Origin of the sequence: Rhizobium sophorae (genome assembly GCF_013087515.1) — a bacterium.
Classification (GTDB): Bacteria; Pseudomonadota; Alphaproteobacteria; order Rhizobiales; family Rhizobiaceae; genus Rhizobium; species Rhizobium sophorae.
Map to the genome: position 1 here is coordinate 22,990 of NZ_JABFCN010000026.1, position 15,401 is coordinate 38,390.

Sequence of the window (15,401 nt, forward strand, 5' to 3'; positions counted from 1 at the left end):
ACCCCGTGAACCTCAGGAGGCGCGGGGCGTCTTCTGATTTGCCGGCGCGGCGATCACCTTGACGGACGATTCCGCAAGCCCGTGATGACCTTCCATATCGACGATGACATGCCAGTGACCGCTTTCGGGGACGGCGATCTTGATCGGCGATTTGCGTGCCACGCCACCGATATATTTGAAATCGAGAACTTCGGTGAACCGCTGGAAATTCGGCGCCGTCATCAGGCGGACATTGTTCACCGCGTTCAACGACACCTCGATGATCGTTCCGGCGCGTTGTTCCTTGAGATCGTAATGGGTGAAGCGGAAATTCGGTTTCATCGGTCTCGCGGCGCCTGAAGTCTCTGCGACGATATTTTACCAGGATGCCAGTTAAGGAAAAGTTGGTCCATTCGGACCGCGCACCAAAATATAGGAATGGCATAAAGGCCGATGCGAAAATTTCGAAGCGCGGTGTCGGAAAGACATGAGCGCCGCCGTCCTTGCGATATCCAAGCAAACATGGAGCAAGGACATGTCGAAGATGACGCTGATTTCGATGATCGCAACGGCTGCCGCATTCCTGGCCGTGCCGGATATGGCGGGTGCGGGCGGCAATGCACCTGGTATCGAGAACAAAAAGGCGATAGCGCCGATCGTCCGGAAGGGAAGCGTGCCGGTCAACGGCATCGACTATTACTACGAGATCCGCGGCGAGGGTGAACCGCTGCTGCTGCTTCACGGTGGCCTTGGGCAGATCGAGATGTTCGCGTCGGTCATGCCTGTTTTCACCGACCACCGGCAGGTGATCGCCGTCGACCTGCAGGGCCATGGCCGCACCCCGCTCGGCAAGCGGTCGATCGAGCTTCCGGCCATCGGCGCCGATCTTGCAATCCTGGTGAAGCAGCTCGGTTACGATAAGCTCGACGTCTTCGGCTATTCCTTCGGCGGCGGGGTGGCGTTGAACATGGCGGCAAACGCGCCCGACCAGGTGCGCCGGCTGGTGATACTCTCGGCACCCTATGCGCAGAACGGCTTCTTCCCGGAGATGCTGCCGCAACAGGCGGCCGTCGGCGCCGGTATGGCCGACATGATGAAGGACACGCCGATGTTCCTCTCCTACAAGGCGGTGGCGCCTGACGTTTCGGAATTTCCGAAGCTGCTCGACGCCATGGGGGCGCTGATGCGCGAACCCATCGACTATAGCGATGCCGTCGCCAAGCTCACTATGCCGGTTATGCTGATCTATGGCGATGCCGACATGATCCGGCCCGAGCATATGATCGACTTCTACCGCAAGCTCGGCGGCGGTCTGCGCGATGCCGGCTGGATGCGGGAAAACATGTCGAAGAACCGGCTGGCGATCCTGCCTGATCTCACCCACTACGAGACCTTCGCTTCGCCCCTCATGGCGAATATGGCGATGACCTTCCTCGATGGCGGCGGCAAGGCGCCGAACTGGGCCGAGCAGGTCGGAAAGTAAGCGCGAAGACGGCTGGGTTGTCCCGGCCGCCCTTTCCTCCGCGATCAGTCGCGGCGCTGGTTTTCCCGATCCAACTGGGTCACCAGCGCCAGGATCGTTTCCGAGACCGGCGTCGGCACGGCGCTCAGGCGTCCGAGCGCCACCACCATGCCGACCAACGGCGTGATTTCGAGCGCCTTGCCGCCGATCAGATCCTGCAGCATCGACGTGCGCACGCCGCCGATATGGCGTGATTGTTCCAGCCGCTGCTCGACGGTCATGCTGAACCGCGCGCCCAAGGCCTCGCCGACGGCGCGGACCTCACTCATCACCTTGCCGACCGTAGCCGAAAGGGCAGGATCGGCCATGATGTCGGTCATCAGCGCCCTGGTCAGTGCGCTGATCGGGTTGAAGGCGGCGTTGCCCATCAACTTGCTCCAGATCTCGCCGCGGATATCAGCTGTCGTCGTAATGCTGAGGCCGGCGCCAGTCAGCGCCGCGGCGACCGCCTCGAGATCGGGCGAGATGTCGCCGGAGGGCTCGCCGAGCACGAAGCGGCCGTTGTGGGAAAGCTGGATCTCCCCGGGGTTGATCACCTCGGCACCCTGATAAGCGACGCAGCCGATGACGCGTTCCGGCCCGATCAGCCGCCAGAGCCTGCCTCCGGGATCGAGCTCGTCGAACTGCAACTCGGCATGCCGGCTCTGGGTATCGCGGTGAAAATACCACCACGGAATGCCGTTGAGGATCATCAGAACGCGGGTGCCCTCCTTGAGGAGGCCTGCAATGCCTTCGGCAGCCGGTGCCAGCTGATGCCCCTTGAGCCCGGTGATGATGAGATCCTGCGGCGGCAATGTCCCGGGATCGCCGGTCGCGGTAAGGCGGACATTGAGCGGCCTTTCCGCATCGGCTTCGTGCAGGCTGAGTCCGTTGTCGCGGATGGCGTCGAGATGGGCTCCACGCGCGACGACGGAGATGATGGCGTCGTTTCCGGCTTGGCTTGCAAGCTTGGCGGCGATAGCGCCGCCGAGCGCCCCGGCGCCATAGATACAGATGGACTTGATGGACATGCTCGCCTCTTCATGGTGATGATCGAACCTAGATCTAGGTCATTCCAGGCGTGAGGCGAATGCTAATTTGCCGCATGATGCGCTTTCCTGCGGTCACGCTGGTCTTCAGGCCGAGTCCGTTGCCTCGCTTGCAAAATCCGTGGACAAAGCGAGCTGGCGCCAGACGGCAAGTTCCTTTTCGACGCTGGCATGCTGCTCCTCGATCACGGCTACCGTATCGCTGCCGAACGGCATGCGCAGCGGCGGATTGGGCGAATTGGCGAGCGTCATGATGCCGGCGGCAAGCTTGGCGGGATTGCCGGGCTGGGCATGGTTTGCGTCGGCAGCGAAACTGCGCATGTTGCCGGCCGGTGTACCCTCGTAGTCCGCGATGGAGGCCGGGCTGATCGCCAGCGAAGTGTCGGCGAGGAAGTCGGTGCGGAAGAAGCCGGGCTCGACGATCGTCACCTTGATGCCGAAAGGTTCGAGTTCGGCGGCCATCGATTCGGACAGGCCTTCGACGGCGAACTTCGTCGAGCCGTAGACGCCCCAGCCGGGATAGCCGAAGTAACCGCCGATCGACGAGAAGTTCAGGATGTGGCCGGAGCGCTGGCGGCGCATATAGGGCAACACGGCGCGGGTCACCTTCAGCAGGCCGAAGACGTTCGTGGCATAGAGCCTTTCGACCTCTTCGGCCGTGGCTTCCTCGACAGCGCCGAGCAGGCCGTAGCCGGCATTGTTTGCGAGAACGTCGATGCGGCCGAAGCGGGCGATGCCGGCAGCCGCTGCCTCCTTGGCCTGCGCCTCGTTAGTGACGTCGAGGGCGACGGCAAGCAGGTTCGGATGGTCGCCGAACTGCTCGGTCACGGTCTTCGGGTTGCGGGCGGTGGCGATGACGGCATCGCCTGACGCAAGGGCTTCTTTGGTCATCAGCGCGCCGAAGCCGCGGGATGCACCGGTAATGAACCAGACTTTCATAACGAATTCCTTTCGAACTGTTCGGTTGCGGCATCTCTGTGCCGACGAGGTGAATTTGACCGAAAACCCATTGCTGTATAAGATTTGTTATTCTTGAAACTGTGATGAGTTTAATTCAGCAATGCGTGCTACCGAACTGTCCGAACTCGCGGCCTTTGCCGCCGTCGCGCGGCATAAGAGCTTTCGCAAGGCGGGCGAGGAGCGAGGTGTCACCGCCTCTGCGGTGAGCCATGCCGTGCTCAATCTCGAAGACCGGATCGGCATCCGCCTGCTCAACCGCACGACGCGCAGCGTCTCGCTGACGGAGGCCGGCGAACTGCTGATCTCGCATCTCGACCCGGCCCTCGGCGAGATGGCGGCAGCGCTCGATGCGCTGAACCGATATCGCGACACGCCGTTCGGCAAGGTGAGGATCAACGTGCCGAATTCGATCGGCCCCTTCGTCATCGGTCGCATCATCGGTCCGCTGCTGAAAGAGAACCCAAACTTGCAGCTGGAGATCAACGCGACCGACAGGCTGGTCGATATCGTCGAGGAGGGTTTCGATGCCGGCATCCGCTTCGGCGAGCGCGTCACCGAGGGCATGATCGCGCTGCGCATCAAGCCGCGCATTCGCCTGGTCGTCGTCGGCTCGCCTGCCTATTTCGAGACCCGGCCGAAGCCGGCGACACCGCACGAGCTCAAGCGCCATCTCTGCATCCAAAACATGTTTCCGTCAGGTGCGCGCTATGCCTGGGAGTTCGAGAAGGATGGCCAGACAGTGAGCTTTCAGCCGACCGGACCGCTGTCGCTCGACGATCACGAGCTGATGATGCAGGCAGCGCTTGGCGGCGTCGGCCTTGCCTATATCTGGGAGCCCCGCGTGGAAAAGGCGGTCGCCGGCGGCGAGCTGATCCAGGTCCTGGACGACTGGTGCCAGCCAGAAGAACCGCTCTATCTCTACTATCCGAGCCGCCGCCATATGTCGGCGGGCTTCAGGGCGGTCATCGACGCGATGAAGGCGGAGTAAAAGAGGCCGGGATGCCGGCGATCGTCTGAAGCGCCTCGAAGTAAACCGTAAGGTCGCGGGCAGGGTCCGCCGGGAGCGCCGCCGCACGGAACACCTTGCCTCCCGTCGCCTGAACCCCTCCGTCGATCATCAGGTTGTCGGCCATCCCGTGATTTTCGATCGCAATGCCATCCGGTCCGCGGGGGCGTCCGCTCGTCTCATCGATCTCGAGCCCCGCATACCAGATCGAGCGAACACGCAGACCATAGTCGTCGGGGTGATTGGTATAGGCAAAGACCGCTTTTCCCAGCGCAATCATGAAGCCGATTTCATAGACCGTACCCGGATCGGCGCTGATGCCTCGAAAAGGAGTGATGTTGGCAAGGCAGATTTCGGCTCGACGCATGGCGTCGTCGTTGCGTGCGTAGATCTCTGCGGCCTTCCGCTTCACCGGCGTCTGGTTTTCGTCGCTGCCGGGACCGGTCGGCTCGAAGCCGAACTGGCGCGCCAATCGGCGTTTTTCGGCCATGATGGGCATGGCATCCGGAAGAAAGACTTCCGGGCCGGCAAGGTAAATGGTGGTCATCGGTATCCTTCACTCACACGCGAGACGAGGCGCCAGGGTGGGAGCAGCCAGGCACGTGGTCCATTTCCGACGGAAGCGCGGCAAATGGCAAGCCGTACCGGCAGGCATTGTCCAATTTTTTTAGTAGCGCCCGATGCGCCGGCAGTGGACGGGCAACGGCCGACTTCATTCCCGACACAAGCAGAGGCGCGTCCGGAGCCGCCTGAGACCGGTGGGCTTCAGGCGGCGAGGCGATGGCGGAATGAAAAGCTTGGGGTTCGCGCCAGTCACCCTTTTGACTCCGGTGGACGAACCGGCCAAAGATGCCGCCATGGCCTGCATCGTCGGGAGAGGTTGATGAACGGTCGGATTTTGCCAACTGGTATTCGAAGAGCCCCAAAGCGGCTCAAATGCCTGTTCCCCGCTTTGGCTGCGCTGATGCTGCTGGCCTCGGCGGCGGTCGGGAAGGACATTAGGCCGCAAAGCCCGGCCTCGCGCGAACAGGTCGAAAAACTCATCGGCCTCTGGAAGGATCACTTTGCCGGCGCCGATAGCCTGCAGCAGCGGCGAACGGCCTTCAGGACGCTGATGGAGACGACGCCGGGGCCGACGCGCATCCAGGTGCGGCAGGTCGATGCCGACGGCGTCGACGCCGAGCTGATGTGGCCTGCCCGTCTTCATCACCCGATCGGCCAAAGGGTGATCCTCTATATCCATGGCGGCGGCTTTTCCAGCGGCTCCATTCGCACACATAGCCTGCTTGCCGGCTCGCTCGCCAAGGCGGCATCCAGCGACATTCTTCTCATTGATTATCGGCTGATGCCCGAATATGCCTACCCCGCGCAGATCAACGACGCGCTGACCGCCTATCGCTGGCTTCTCGACAACGGCTATCGGAGCGAGAATGTCATCGTGGCCGGAGATGGCGCCGGCGGCAATATGGCGATCGAGACGGTGCTGAGGCAGATGCAGACGGCAAAGCCGTTGCCGGCGGCTGTGATTGCGCTCAGCCCCATCACCGATCTTGCTGCGACAGGCGGATCTATGACATCAAACGCCGGAAGCGATCCGCTGGTCAGCAATGACTGGATCGAGACCTTGCGCAAGACCTATCTCCGCAGCCGGTCTCCGACCGATCCCCAGGCATCGCCGCTTTATGCTGACATGACCGGCTTTCCGCCGCTGTTGCTGCAGGTCGGCTCCGGCGAAGTCCTGCTGGACGACGCGCTGCGGCTCGCCGACAAGGCGCGCCAGGCTGGAGTGGACGTCACCACCGAGGTCTGGCCGGGCATGCCCCATCAGTGGCAGCTGTTTCCCTCGCTGCTCGACGATGCCGATCGGTCGATCCAGAATATCGCCGAGTTTGCGATCCGGCATTTTGCGGACAAACCGCCGGAGTAGGGGCCGCGAGAGCAGATACTCACGCTCTCCGTCATCGCATCATTGCGCGCGAGACGGTGACGGCGCCAGAGGCCGCTCGACTTCCCGGCCGACGCTGAGCGCCTTTCGCACATTCGGTTCCAGCCGCTCGATATAGGCGTGGTCGGGTGCAGCGCCCAGCGCGTCCAGCATTTTCGAGAAGAAACACCGGGCCGCTGCCGCAGCCGTGACGTCGAAGACATCGGCGTCGCTCAGCCCGTGTTTCTTCAGCCCGTCGATGTCCTGCTGCGTCACCGACGTCGCATCGCGCGCCACCTTCGCGGCAAAAGCCATGATCGCGCGTTCGCCGGCATCGATCGGCGCCTTCTCCGTCTCGTTGACAACAGCCGTCAGCCCCTCGCTGGTGAAACCCTCGCGCAGCAGCACCGAGCCGTGCGCCAGCATGCAATACGAGGATTTGAGCTCCTTGGCCGCCGCCAGCGTCACTAGCTCGTAGCGCCGCAAGCTCATATGGCCGCGAATGCTCGAGAGCAGCGCCGCCCAGCTCTCCATCACCTCCGGCCGATGGCCGAAGGCCCGGTACATGTTCGGCAGATAACCATAATTCGCCTCGGCCGACGCATACATAGACGTCGTCTTCTCGCTGGCGGATGCGTTAGGGGTGTGAATGAAAGCCATGGCGTGATCCTCCTCTATTGTGAGAAGGATAGGGTAGATATGCAGGACAGCAATCCTGAAACATCAGGCGGCGTTATTGGTTGCGGAAGCGTCGCCGTTTCTCTTGATTGGGAGAGTTACGGTGAATGTCGATCCGCATCCTCTTGCACTTCGAACTTCAATCGAGCCGTTGTGCAATTCGATGATCTGCTTCACGAGATTGAGGCCGATACCGGTTCCGGCAATCCCGGTCGACGTCCGGGCCCGAAAATAGCGCTGGAACAGCCGGGGCACGTCTTCGGCGTCGATTCCCACTCCATCATCGCTGATCGAAACTTTGACGTTTCCCGTCTCCGCCCATGCGGTGACGCGAATTTCGGAGGTTCCAGGCGCGTACTTGACGGCATTGGAAAGCAGGTTGGTAAAAACCTGTCCCAACGTGCGGGGATCGGCATCGATGAACTCCGGCAGGCCATCGATATCCAACACAAAGCTGTGCGATTTTGCGATCGTCGACTGCCGCTCGCAACACGTTTTTATCAATGATTTCAATGCACAGGCGTCGTAATTGATATCGATCTTGCCGGTATCAAGGCGTCCGGCTGACAGAATGCTCTCCATAAGGTCGACAATCCGGGTCACCGATGCGCGGATTTGATCGACCTTGTCGCTGAGAAATTCGGGCTCGACCGCCCCCCTTTTTCGCAGCAGCCGCTGGGCAGCAGCGTCGATGATTGCAAGCGGAGTCCTGAATTCATGGGATGCCATCGCCACGAACTGCCGCTGCAATTCGTTGATGTTCCGCTCCTGCGCCAGCATTCGCTCGAGTTCCCGCGCCTGCCGCTCGACTTCCGCCGTGCGGCTCTTCACCGTCGCTTCGAGCTGATCGTGATGCCGGCGCAGCTCTTCGGCCAGCCGGACGGTCTTGGTGACGTCCTCATGGGTGGCCACGTATCCGCCGTTTTGCATCGGATTGTGGGTGATCTTGATAACGCGCCCATCGGCCAGGACGATGTTCTGGCTGGCCGGCGCACCGCGGGCTGTCGCTTCGAAGACCACATCAAAATAGGTCGTCGTATCGGCCGGGCCATTTCCCTCCCGGCTGCGATAGGTCAGGATATCCCCAAGTGGCGTGCCCGGCTGCGTCAGAAGGTCCGGCAGATTGTACATCCGCGCGTAGGAGGCATTGCACAATATCAGGTTCTTTGTCGAATCGAACATGCACAGCCCATGCGGCATGTTGCTGAGGGCTGCGTCGAACCGGCGATGTTGTTCGGTCAGGCTGTCTTCGACCCGAATGAGGGTCGAGATGTCTTCATAACTGAGGATCCAGCCTCCACCCCGCGACGGGGCGCAGGTCAATGAGACCATCCCTCCGTCGGAAAGGGCAAACTGAGATGTCGGCGCTCCACCGACCGTCGACTGCCGGGATGCCACTGCACGGCAGCCTGCGGTGCCCGGCAATCCGTCGATATTCATGCCCTTGCGGATGGCGCCTTGCGGAAGGCCGAGAATATCAAGCGTGCGTGAATTGAAAGCCGTCACCGTACCGGCAGGATCAAGGAGAACAATGCCCTGAGGCAGGCTCTCAAGGATAGATTCAAACGAGTGTGGCATCATCCGGTCCTGCTTCAGATCTGGCGGGTTGCACGTATCCGTAGCATTCGTCAGAAACGATAAAGTTTCGCTAACCTCGACGGGAACCTGGACAGGGAGAAAATAGAGGGAGCCGGGTCGTCAGCGACGCTCGCGGTGATTACGGATGCAAGGACACGCCTCATCCGGAACTCTTCCGTCGTTTTGCCACAACAGCACCAGCGATCGATGAAGAAGCCGCCTTGCTTCTCCTTGCAGGCTGCGGCGAACTATACGTGGAGTTTGGCCAGTTGCTGTCCGGAAGGTCAAGGCTGTCTTCTCCGACCTCGTTGACGTCACTCGGCATGGGCTCGCCGGTCTCCTGGTAAACAAGCCAGGCGACGTACATGGTTGCCGTCGTCAGCGCGTTCCAGCCGTCTTCGCTGGGCTCTCCGGCTGCCTCGGAGAGCCGACGGAGCGCCCCGCGCTCATCGTCGCTGTAGATAAGGTCGGAGAAGTATCGGCCAGTCAGGCGTGCCCCATCACCCCAAGTGCAGATTGCCGCCAACGCGGCATCGGCTTCGGGCGCGTGGGGTTCGGTGCGCTCGATTTGTGCGACCAAGGACGCGGCGACGGCTGCCAAGCGCCGTGCCTGTTCGCGTGGCGGCAGAACGGTCTACTCGGCGCGCAGTTTCATGTCTCTGTGGTCTCCACTGGGCTTGTCGCAAAATCTATCAACATAGAATAGGAGCGCCTCCTGCTTTTCCCAGAAGCGGTTGATCGTCTTGATGGGAATAACGGACGAGGCCGAATTCTCTACATTTTTCATCGCCTATGGACGGCGGTCTTTTGGGTTGGCGGCAGCGTCGGTTCGGCGGCATAGGCGCTTCAATCATAACCGATTTTTTAGATCGTTCCAATTTTAAGGCGGAGATTTTGGTGATCGCGAAAGGCGCAATTTGCCGAAGATGCTTTGACAGGCAACGGTCTGTGTCGATTTCTCTTGACATAATTGGAACGTTCCAAATATTTAATGATCAGTCGACGTTGGCGTCGGGAGGGGAAATGACAAAGGCGCGGGTAACCGTCATCGACATCGCAAAGGCGGCCGGCGTCTCCAAGTCGACGGTTTCGCTGGTGCTTCAGGGCTCTTCCCTGGTCAATGAGGGGACGCGCTCCAAGGTCAATGCGGTGATGCGCGAGATGGGGTACGTCTACAATCGCGGCGCAGCCAATCTTCGCCAGGCCAGTGCCAAATCGAGAATCATCGGGGTCGTCGTCAACGACCTGACGAACAGCTTCTTTGCGGAACTGGCGGTCGGTGTCGATATGGTCGTTCAGTCGGCCGGCTTCGTGCAGTTCCTGTCGAACACCAGTGAGAGCATCGACCGGCAGCGCGAGGTCGTCGCGTCGATGCGGGAACATGGCATTTCGGGGCTGATCGTATCGCCAGCGCGCGCTACCGATGCCGCAGACTTCAAGCCGCTCGTCGCGGCAGGCATACCGGTGGTGGTTGTCGTGCGAAACCTGCCCGGCGCCAAAGTCTCGTCGATCGTCTCCGACAACCGGGCCGGCATGATGTCGGCGGTCAAGCATTTGGTGGGGCTCGGCCACACGCGCATCGCTTTTCTCGGCGGCTTTCCCGACACCGCTGTCTTCGACGACAGGCTTGCCGGCTACCGAAGCGGTGTGGAGACTGCAGGGCTCGACTATCACGAAGAACTCGTCATCGCGTCGGCACCTTCGCGGGCCGGCGGGGTGGAGGCGATCGGCAAAGCGATTGCTCTTGCCCGTCGGCCGACCGCAGCCGTCTGCTTCAACGATGCCGTCGCCTTCGGTGTTTGCGACGGATTGCGTGCGCGCCGTCTGGAGCCTGGTGGCGACTTCGCGGTCGTGGGTTTCGACGACGTCATCGAGGCTCAGGCAGCGGTTCCCGCGCTGACGACGGTCTCGGTCGATCCGCAGGGCATCGGGCGACGGGGCGCACAGATGCTGCTCAAGCAGATCAATGCGGGCAAGGCCGAGGCGGAGACGGTGACGACAGCCGTTCGGCTGGTCGTTCGCGAAAGCTGCGGCGCCGGCAAGACCGCGCCGGCGAGGACCGGCAAGAGCGTAAAAATCGAAACAGGACGCTGAGTAATGCACATGCAGAAGCATCTCACCCCAGCCGAAGCCGCCGCGCTAATCCCGGATGGCGCTGTTGTAACGGTGTCTTCCTCGAGCGGTCTCGGTTGCCCGGACCTCATGCTGAAGGCGATTGGCGAACGTTTCGATGCGACCGGCCATCCCCGGGATATCACGACCCTTCATCCCATCGCCGCCGGCGACATGAGCGGCATCAAGGGCGTCGACTACATTGCCAAGAAGGGCCTGCTCAAGCGCATCATCGGTGGCTCCTATCCGTCCGGCCCGTCATCGTCTGAGCCGCCGCTGATCTGGCAAATGATCACCAACAACGAAATCCCGGCCTACAACATTCCCTCCGGTATCCTCTTCGACATCCATCGCGAAGCCGCCGCCAAGCGGCCGGGCGTCCTGACCAAGATCGGCATCGATACATTCGTCGATCCGGAGCGGCAGGGTTGCGCGATGAACGGCCTGGCGTCCGAACATCCGGTGGTCAAGCGCGTGAGCTTTGAGGGCGATGACTGGCTGTTCTTTCCCTCGATCGTCCCGGAGGTCGCCATCATCCGCGCCACCACCGCCGACGAGCGCGGCAACCTGACATATGAACATGAAGGCGCCTATCTCGGTGGCCTCGATCAGGCGCTAGCCGCCCGCAACAACGGCGGCATCGTCATTGCGCAGGTCAAACGGATCACCAAGGAAGGCTCGCTGAAGCCGCATGACGTCCGCGTGCCTGGAATGCTGGTCGACTATGTGGTCGTCGATCCGGAGCAGAAACAGACGACGCAGACGCAGTACGATCCGGCAATATCAGGGGAGATCTTTCGCCCGCTCGATAGCTTCAGCGTTCCGGAGTTCAATGTTCAGAAAGTCATTGCGCGCCGTGTTGCGCAGGAGCTTCAGGCGGGAAGCTGCGTCAATCTCGGCTTCGGCATCTCGGCCAACGTGCCGCGCATTCTGCTGGAGGAGGGGCTCCATGGCGCGGTCACCTGGGTCATCGAGCAAGGGGCGGTCGGTGGGGTGCCGCTGCTCGACTTCGCCTTTGGCTGCGCCTCCAACGCCGACGCCTATATGCCGTCTCCCTATCAGTTCACCTATTTCCAGGGTGCGGGCTTCGATGCATCGCTGCTGTCCTTCCTCGAGATCGGCAAAGACGGTTCGGTCAATGTCTCCAAGCTCTCATTCCGGCCGCATGTGACGGCTGGCGCCGGAGGCTTCGTCGATATCACCGCGCGGGCGAAGAAGATCGTCTTCTCAGGCATGTTCAATGCCGGAGCGAAACTTTCGATCGCCGATGGCGCCCTTCTGATCGAGAAGGAAGGCAAGCTGAAGAAGCTGGTGAACGAGGTCGAACATGTCACCTTCAGCGGCAGGCGCGCGATCGAGCAGGGACAGGATATCACCTATGTCACCGAGCGGTGCGTGATGAAGCTGACGCCCGATGGCATTGTCCTCACCGAGATTGCCCCCGGCGTCGATCTCCAGTCCCACATCCTCGATCAGTCGGAGTTTCCGCTGATCGTGGCGCCCGAGCTGAAGCTCATGGACGCCGCGCTTTTCGGGGAGACAAACATCGGTCTGTCGCTTCCAGAAAAAAGGGCACGGATGCTGGAGGGCAGCTTCCATGGCTAGCGGAACAGTCAGAATTGACGTCGATGGACATGTTGCGACGCTGACGATTTCTCGTCCGGAGAAGCTGAACGCGCTCGATCTCGACATGCTGAAAGCGTTGGCTGACGCGGCCGACGAGGTGGAGGCGAACGCCAATGTGCGCGCCGCCGTTCTGACGGGCGAAGGAAAGGGCTTTTCCGCTGGCGGCGATATCAAAGCCTGGGGCGGAATGTCGCCTCAGGAGTTCGGTCACGCCTGGGTTCGCCACGGTCACCGTATCTTCGAAAGACTGGCGACACTCAGGGTGCCGATGGTCGCGGCTTTGAACGGCCACGCCCTCGGAGGAGGGCTCGAACTGGCGGGCGTTGCCGACATTCGACTCGCCGAGCAGCACATCAAGATCGGCCTGCCGGAGACCGGCCTTGGAATGGTGCCGGGCTGGTCCGGGACGCAGCGGCTTGTGCGCCGGTTCGGGGCGCAGGCGGTGCGGCGCATGGCCTTGGGCGGCGAGATATTCACCGCCGAGGAGGCACGCCTACTCGGGATCGTAGACGTGGTTGTTCCGACAGGAAACGCGCTCGCGGCCGCCCGGCAATATGCTGGGCGGATTGCCGCAAGGGGGCCGGCTGCGACCGAGATCGCAAAGTTGATGATTGCATCGGCAAACGGCGAAGACAATGGAACCGCGGTCGAAGCCCTGGGCTCGATCCTCGCCGCGAAGACCGGCGATCTGAAGGAGGGCGTCGCATCATTCAGCGAGAAGCGCCCGGCAACATTCAAGGGAGAATGGTAATGACGGTTCTCGTCAACCCCACCGTGCTCAGCCACCACAAAGCGCGTGATTTCAAGATGCTCATCGATGGCAAATGGGAGGCAGGCAGCTCCGATCCGATGGATCGTGTCGCGCCGAGCCATGGTGTCGTGGTCAGCCGCTTTCCGACCGGCAGCGGGAGGGATGCCGAGCGTGCGATTTCCGCTGCACGCAAGGCGTTCGACCTCGGACCGTGGCCTCGAATGACTGCTTCCGAACGTTCCGCCATCCTGCTCAAGGCTGCTGATTTGATCGCGGCGCGTACGGACGAGCTGGCATTTCTCGATGCGATCGAGGCGGGAAAACCGATCACTCAGGTGCGGGGAGAAATTGCCGGCTCCGTTGACATATGGCGCTATGCGGCAGCTCTTGCGCGCGACCTCCACGGTGAAAGCTATAACACGCTCGGCGATGGCACGCTCGGCGTCGTCTTGCGCGAAGCGATCGGCGTGGTGTCGATCGTCACGCCTTGGAACTTTCCGTTCCTGATCGTCGGCCAGAAGCTGCCCTTCGCTCTGGCCGCCGGCTGCACGACCGTCGTCAAGCCCTCGGAACTGACCTCGGGATCGACGCTCGTGCTGGGAGAGATCCTGCAGGAGGCGGGCATTCCGGATGGCGTCGTCAACATTGTCACCGGTACGGGACCAGAGGTCGGCGCGGTCATGACGTCCCATCCCGACGTTGACATGGTGTCCTTCACCGGCTCGACCGGTGTCGGAAAGCTGACCATGTCGAATGCTGCTCAGACCCTGAAGAAGGTCTCGCTGGAATTGGGCGGGAAGAACCCGCAGATCGTCTTCCCGGATGCCGATCTCGATGCCTTCATCGATGCCGCGGTCTTCGGCGCATATTTCAATGCCGGGGAGTGCTGCAATGCAGGCTCGCGGTTGATCCTTCACAAATCAATCGCTTCCGATGTCGTCAAGCGGATCGCCGAGTTGTCGAAGGCGGTGAGGGTCGGCGACCCGCTCGATCCCTCGACGCAGGTGGGCGCCATCATCACGCCGCAGCATCTGGAGAAGATATCGGGATACGTCGCCGGCGCGAGAAGCAGCGGTGCGAGGATCGCCCATGGTGGCGAGAGACTCGACCTCGGCATGGGGCAGTTCATGTCGCCGACGATCCTCGAAGAGGTCACCCCCGATATGGCCGTGGCGCGCGAGGAAGTCTTCGGGCCGGTCCTGTCGGTCCTGACGTTCGAGACCTCAGCCGAAGCCATCAGGATTGCAAATTCCATCGACTACGGCCTGTCGGCCGGTGTCTGGAGCCGCGATTTCGACACCTGCCTGACGATCGGCCGCTCGGTGCGGGCGGGCACGGTCTGGATGAACACCTTCATGGACGGCGCCTCGGAACTTCCCTTCGGCGGTTACAAGCAAAGCGGCCTCGGCCGCGAGCTCGGCCGCCATGCGGTCGAAGATTACACGGAGACCAAGACACTCAATATGCATATCGGCAAACGCACCAGCTGGTGGATGCCGCAGACGGAAAAGCCGGCCTAGCCGGCGGCCGAACTACGCTCGAGGAGGGCGGGTGATTGGTGCGGGAATGGGTCCCGCATCTTCCAAACTGGAACTGGGAGGTTCTTCGATGAACAAGTTTTTGACCACGACTGCAATGATCGCATTGGCTCTAGCCGGCGCCGGCGTGTCCGCCCATGCCGCTGACGTCAAGGAAGTACAGATGCTGCACTGGTGGACGTCAGGCGGTGAGGCTGCGGCTCTGAACGTCTTGAAGGAGGATCTTTCGAAGGAAGGTTTTGCCTGGAAGGACGTGCCGGTTGCCGGCGGTGGCGGCGATGCGGCGATGACGGCGCTGAAGGCGATGGTTGCGGCCGGCACCTATCCGACAGCCTCGCAGATGCTGGGCTATACCGTGCTCGATTATGCCGAGGCCGGCGTCATGGGCGACCTGACGGAGACGGCGAAGAAGGAAGGCTGGGACAAGTCGGTTCCGGCAGCCTTGCAGAAGTTCTCGGTCTATGACGGCAAGTGGGTTGCAGCCCCGGTCAACGTCCACTCGGTCAACTGGCTGTGGATCAACAAGGCGGTGATGGACAAGATCGGCGGCACTGAGCCGAAGACCTTCGACGATCTGATCGCCCTGCTCGACAAGGCGAAGGCCGCAGGCGTGATCCCGCTGGCGCTCGGTGGCCAGAACTGGCAGGAAGCGACGATGTTCGATTCCATCGTGCTGTCGACCGGCGGTCCGGAGTTCTA

At 61.7% G+C, this 15,401-nt stretch carries 15 protein-coding genes; 8 read left to right on the forward strand and 7 right to left on the reverse strand.

The window, feature by feature from the left end:
- Positions 1-12 precede the first annotated feature (12 nt).
- Positions 13-321 carry a DUF1883 domain-containing protein gene (locus G9X64_RS15590; protein ID WP_017963919.1) on the reverse strand — a complete coding sequence of 103 codons (309 nt, stop codon included), beginning with the start codon at positions 319-321 and terminating at the stop codon, positions 13-15.
- 145 nt (positions 322-466) lie between these two features.
- Between G9X64_RS15590 and G9X64_RS15595 the strand changes: the two genes are divergently transcribed.
- On the forward strand, positions 467-1,462 hold the full coding sequence (locus G9X64_RS15595) for an alpha/beta fold hydrolase (RefSeq protein WP_171376889.1): 996 nt from the start codon (positions 467-469) through the stop codon (positions 1,460-1,462).
- A 44-nt stretch (positions 1,463-1,506) separates the two neighbouring features.
- On the opposite strand, the gene G9X64_RS15600 is transcribed toward G9X64_RS15595, so the two are convergent.
- Complete coding sequence (locus G9X64_RS15600; protein WP_168313187.1) at positions 1,507-2,511, reverse strand: ketopantoate reductase family protein; 1,005 nt, start codon at positions 2,509-2,511, stop codon at positions 1,507-1,509.
- Between the two features lie 105 nt (positions 2,512-2,616).
- Positions 2,617-3,468 carry an oxidoreductase gene (locus G9X64_RS15605; RefSeq protein WP_171376890.1) on the reverse strand — a complete coding sequence of 284 codons (852 nt, stop codon included), beginning with the start codon at positions 3,466-3,468 and terminating at the stop codon, positions 2,617-2,619.
- A 121-nt stretch (positions 3,469-3,589) separates the two neighbouring features.
- Between G9X64_RS15605 and G9X64_RS15610 the strand changes: the two genes are divergently transcribed.
- The gene (locus tag G9X64_RS15610; protein ID WP_168313185.1) at positions 3,590-4,477 is read left to right on the forward strand and encodes a LysR family transcriptional regulator; all 888 of its coding nucleotides are present in this window, start codon (positions 3,590-3,592) and stop codon (positions 4,475-4,477) included.
- Here G9X64_RS15610 and G9X64_RS15615 read toward each other — a convergent pair.
- Positions 4,452-5,042: a nucleoside 2-deoxyribosyltransferase gene (locus G9X64_RS15615; RefSeq protein WP_171376891.1), complete on the reverse strand. Its 591-nt coding sequence runs from the start codon at positions 5,040-5,042 to the stop codon at positions 4,452-4,454. The two genes, G9X64_RS15610 and G9X64_RS15615, sit on opposite strands and share 26 nt — an antisense overlap.
- Positions 5,043-5,447: 405 nt before the next feature.
- Between G9X64_RS15615 and G9X64_RS15620 the strand changes: the two genes are divergently transcribed.
- Entirely contained in the window at positions 5,448-6,422 is a 975-nt protein-coding gene (locus tag G9X64_RS15620) for an alpha/beta hydrolase (RefSeq protein WP_171376893.1), read from the forward strand.
- Positions 6,423-6,461: 39 nt separating this feature from the next.
- Here the strand turns inward: G9X64_RS15620 and G9X64_RS15625 are convergent, their stop codons facing one another.
- The 3 genes from G9X64_RS15625 to G9X64_RS15635 all read right to left on the reverse strand — a co-directional run bounded on the left by G9X64_RS15625 (position 6,462) and on the right by G9X64_RS15635 (position 9,276).
- Positions 6,462-7,079 (reverse strand): carboxymuconolactone decarboxylase family protein, encoded by a 618-nt coding sequence (locus G9X64_RS15625; RefSeq protein ID WP_168313182.1) that lies wholly within the window; start codon positions 7,077-7,079, stop codon positions 6,462-6,464.
- 63 nt (positions 7,080-7,142) lie between these two features.
- A complete protein-coding gene (locus tag G9X64_RS15630; protein ID WP_168313181.1) occupies positions 7,143-8,678 on the reverse strand; it encodes a sensor histidine kinase in 1,536 nt (511 codons plus the stop codon).
- A gap of 157 nt (positions 8,679-8,835) precedes the next feature.
- The gene (locus tag G9X64_RS15635) at positions 8,836-9,276 is read right to left on the reverse strand and encodes an Imm6 family immunity protein (protein ID WP_246270966.1); all 441 of its coding nucleotides are present in this window, start codon (positions 9,274-9,276) and stop codon (positions 8,836-8,838) included.
- 422 nt (positions 9,277-9,698) lie between these two features.
- Between G9X64_RS15635 and G9X64_RS15640 the strand changes: the two genes are divergently transcribed.
- The 5 genes from G9X64_RS15640 to G9X64_RS15660 all read left to right on the forward strand — a co-directional run.
- Positions 9,699-10,769 carry a LacI family DNA-binding transcriptional regulator gene (locus tag G9X64_RS15640; RefSeq protein WP_168313180.1) on the forward strand — a complete coding sequence of 357 codons (1,071 nt, stop codon included), beginning with the start codon at positions 9,699-9,701 and terminating at the stop codon, positions 10,767-10,769.
- A gap of 9 nt (positions 10,770-10,778) precedes the next feature.
- The gene (locus tag G9X64_RS15645; protein ID WP_171376894.1) at positions 10,779-12,392 is read left to right on the forward strand and encodes an acyl CoA:acetate/3-ketoacid CoA transferase; all 1,614 of its coding nucleotides are present in this window, start codon (positions 10,779-10,781) and stop codon (positions 12,390-12,392) included.
- Entirely contained in the window at positions 12,385-13,164 is a 780-nt protein-coding gene (locus tag G9X64_RS15650) for an enoyl-CoA hydratase/isomerase family protein (RefSeq protein WP_168313178.1), read from the forward strand. Before G9X64_RS15645 ends, G9X64_RS15650 begins: the two co-directional genes overlap by 8 nt.
- A complete protein-coding gene (locus G9X64_RS15655) occupies positions 13,164-14,684 on the forward strand; it encodes an aldehyde dehydrogenase family protein (protein WP_168313177.1) in 1,521 nt (506 codons plus the stop codon). Before G9X64_RS15650 ends, G9X64_RS15655 begins: the two co-directional genes overlap by 1 nt.
- An 88-nt stretch (positions 14,685-14,772) precedes the next feature.
- The coding region (locus G9X64_RS15660) for an ABC transporter substrate-binding protein (protein ID WP_171376892.1) at positions 14,773-15,401 on the forward strand (629 nt) is incomplete at its 3' end.